At 71.8% G+C, this 3,328-nt stretch carries 3 protein-coding genes and 1 pseudogene; all 4 read left to right on the top strand.

The annotated features are described in order from the left end of the window. Positions 1 to 106: 106 nt before the first annotated feature. Positions 107 to 583 (top strand): phage holin family protein, encoded by a 477-nt coding sequence (locus DQW06_RS09285; RefSeq protein ID WP_019610644.1) that lies wholly within the window; start codon positions 107 to 109, stop codon positions 581 to 583. Positions 584 to 697: 114 nt separating this feature from the next. Continuing rightward, a pseudogene (locus tag DQW06_RS29465) lies at positions 698 to 1,447 on the top strand (alpha/beta fold hydrolase); the annotation flags it as partial. 96 nt (positions 1,448 to 1,543) lie between these two features. Then, positions 1,544 to 2,077, top strand: coding sequence for a DUF309 domain-containing protein (locus DQW06_RS29460; RefSeq protein ID WP_232051734.1), 534 nt, complete (start codon positions 1,544 to 1,546; stop codon positions 2,075 to 2,077). Positions 2,078 to 2,684: 607 nt separating this feature from the next. Continuing rightward, positions 2,685 to 3,328: sodium/proton-translocating pyrophosphatase (locus DQW06_RS09275; protein ID WP_198662412.1), on the top strand; the 644-nt coding region annotated here is incomplete at its 3' end.

Below are 3,328 nucleotides of genomic sequence, written 5' to 3'. Positions count from 1 at the left end.
GGCGGCGGCGCCGTTGTGCGTGCCGTGAGAGACGTCCGAGACGGGGTATGTGCGAGGATGCGGAGGATCATCCGTGCGTTCGGACCGAGAGAAGGGAACCTCCACGATGGCGGAGAAGCCGGGTACCGGTGAACCTGGCGCCACCAGGGACACCGACCGTTCGATCAGCGAACTGGTCTCAGACGCCACGGGCAACATCTCCCGTCTGGTCAGCCTGGAGATCAAGCTGGCCAAGCTGGAGGCCAAGGCCGACGCGGCCAAGATCGGCAAGGGCGTGGCCGGTTTCGCCGTGGTCGGGGTCCTCGCCCACATCTTCGTCATCCTCCTCTCGGTGACCGGGGCCTTCGTCCTGTACGAGGTCGCCGGGCTCCCCGGCTGGGCCAGCTTCGGCATCGTCACCCTCGTCTACCTGCTGCTCGCCGCGGCCGTCGCGCTGTACGCGATCGCCACCCTGCGCAAGCGGGAGGGCCTCCAGCGCACCGCGCTGACCACCTCGCGCTTCGCCGGCATCCTGCGCGGCGACATCCGCCCGCCCTCGAACGCCGTCGAGACCGCCGAGGCGTCCGCTCCCGCGGCCCGGTAGGCCCGCGCGTTGTTGGACGACTCGGCCGCCTACGTCGACGGCCCCTGGACCCACAGGACCGTCAGCGCGGCGGGGGCCCGGTTCCACGTCGCCGAGGCCGGTGACGGGCCGCTGGTGCTCCTCCTCCACGGCTTCCCCCAGTTCTGGTGGGCCTGGCGCGCCCAACTGACCGCGCTCGCCGACGCCGGTTACCGCGCGGTCGCCGCGGACCTGCGCGGCTACGGCGCCAGCGACAAGACCCCGCGCGGCTACGACCTCGTCACCCTCGCCCAGGACGCCGCCGGACTGGTCCGCGCCCTCGGCTCACGGGACGCGGCCGTGGTCGGGCACGGCCTGGGCGGCCTCGTCGCCTGGACGATGACCGCCTACCACCCCGGCACCGTGCGCGCCCTGGCCGCGGTGTCGTCGCCGCACCCGCTGCGAGCGGCCCGCGTCCTGGCCTCCGGCGGTCCCGGCGTCCGCCACATGCTCCGGGCACAGCTGCCGATCCTCCCCGAGCACCGGCTCCTGAGCGACGGGTGCGAACGCGTGGGCGACCTGCTCCGGGAGTGGTCGGGCCCCGGCTGGCCCGACACCGAGGCCGAGGAGCACTACCGCCGCGCCTTCGCCATCCCCAAGGTCTCCCACTGCTCCCTGGAGAGCCACCGCTGGATCTTCCGGTCGCGGTGGCGCACGGACGGACTCCGCTACGACGCGCGGATGCGCCGTGCTCCCGTGCGCGTCCCCGTCCTCCAGCTCCACGGGACCCTCGACCCGGTGTGCCCGCCCGGACCGGCACGCGCCTCACGGGGCGTGGTGACGGGGCCCTACCGTTGGAGGCAGGTCCACGGCGCGGGACACTTCCCGCACGAGGAACGACCGGAGGAGGTCTCCCGCGCGCTCGTCGAGTGGCTCGCGGAGGTCTCGGCGGTGAGGCGGACGGAGTCCTCGCAGGCGAGGGGGAACGGCGGTGAGGCACTGATGGCGACGGAGACCGCGGACGGGCACCGGGAGTCCGGGGGCCGAGGAGGCGGGCGGGACCGCAACGAGACCGGGCAGGCGCAGAACCAGCGCCCCCGGGACCGGTACGGGCGCCCGATGCCGCACGGGAGCCGGGGCGAGGTGGAGCGGGTCCCCGACGACGCCGAGTTCTCCGCGGAGGAAGGTCTGGAGGAGGCCCAGCGGCTGCTCGACCAGGGGTACGCTTTCACCGCCCACGAGGTCCTCGAAGCCGTGTGGAAGTCCGCGCCCGACCCCGAGCGGGAACTGTGGCGCGGCCTCGCCCAGACGGCCGTGGGGGTCACCCACGCGCAGCGCGGCAACATGGTCGGCGCGGCACGTCTGCTGAGGCGGGGCGCGGACCGCGTGGAGCCGTTCGGGCCGGACGCCCCCCACGGGGTGGACGTGGCGGGGGTGGCGGCGTTCGCCCGCGCCCTGGCCGACGACCTCGACGCCGGGCGCGCCCGCCCGGGTGACGGGATCGACCCTTCGGGGATGCGCCTGCTCGGCGGATAACCGCCGAGAAGCGTGTCCTCCGGCCGACGCGGCAGGCGCTCTTCGGTCGTGGGCGTACGCGCCCGCGACTCCCGCCGCGGACCGGTGGCGGACCCCGCGGAGGGCCCCGTGGCACCAGCACTTCCTGTGACTAGTGAGGTCTGTGTGGCCTGCGGGGCCGATTCCCTTTTTGTGGGCTTATGCACGCTTTAGCGTTAACATCGCATTACGGCATTATGAGATGTTATATAAGCTGCATATCACTGAAAAAGGCATTTATCCTTTTCCTGAGATCACCGGAAGATCACATCTTCGGATTTTCTTGAGGAATGGCGGGCTCGGCTCTCACCTTTCTTTGTCGCCGTGCGTAGACTCCCCGGATCACCGCCCGTGAACACGTGGCACGGGCGGTACGCACCACAACCAAAGGTGGCACCGCTTCGACCCCGCCAAGCGTGCCGTCGAGCCAGCTCAGGCTCCTTCCGGACGGCGGTACGTCCACGACCGCGAGGACCGGCGCCCACAGGGCGAGCCGTTCCGCGCGTTCTCCCGTGGACGGGGCCGAAAAGGTCGTGCCCGTCTCAAGGAGGACGGATTGTCTGGGCTCAACCTCGCCGCTGAAGGCGGCATGGCCCTATCACTGGCAGGCACCGACTTCACCCTCGTCATCATCGTCATGGTGGTGGCCCTTCTGGCACTCGCCGTCGCGGGCGTGCTGGTACGTGAGGTCCTCGCCGCAGGGCAGGGCACAGAGCGAATGCGCGGCATCGCGCTCGCGGTGCAGGAAGGAGCGGCGGCCTACCTCAAACGACAGTTCCGCACCCTCGCGGTCTTCGTCGTCCTCATCCCGCTCCTGCTGCTCCTGCTCCCGGCCGACTCGTGGGCCATCGCGATCGGCCGGTCGGTCTTCTTCGCCCTCGGCGCCCTGCTGTCGGCGGCGACCGGATTCATCGGCATGTGGCTCGCCGTGCGCGGCAACGTCCGGGTCGCCGCGGCCGCCCGGGGCGGTGACGACGCCTCCAACCGCACCGCCATGCGCATCGCCTTCCGGACCGGCGGAGTGGCGGGCATGATCACCGTCGGCCTCGGCTTGTTCGGCGCGGCCCTCGTCGTCCTCCTCTACCGGGGCGACGCCCCCATCGTCCTGGAGGGCTTCGGCTTCGGCGCGGCCCTCCTCGCCATGTTCATGCGCGTGGGCGGCGGCATCTTCACCAAGGCCGCCGACGTCGGCGCCGACCTCGTCGGCAAGGTCGAGCAGGGCATCCCCGAGGA

Source organism: Nocardiopsis sp. TNDT3 (assembly GCF_003427465.1).
GTDB classification, from domain to species: domain Bacteria; phylum Actinomycetota; class Actinomycetes; order Streptosporangiales; family Streptosporangiaceae; genus Nocardiopsis; species Nocardiopsis dassonvillei.
Note: the sequence above shows the minus strand (reverse complement) of the source record. Positions and strands in the feature narration are given on the sequence as shown.

Coding starts and splice junctions, on each gene's coding strand:
- DQW06_RS09285 (WP_019610644.1), top strand. CDS start 107: ATGGCGGAGAAGCCGGGTACCGGTGAACCTGGCGCCACCAGGGACACC.
- DQW06_RS29460 (WP_232051734.1), top strand. CDS start 1,544: ATGGCGACGGAGACCGCGGACGGGCACCGGGAGTCCGGGGGCCGAGGA.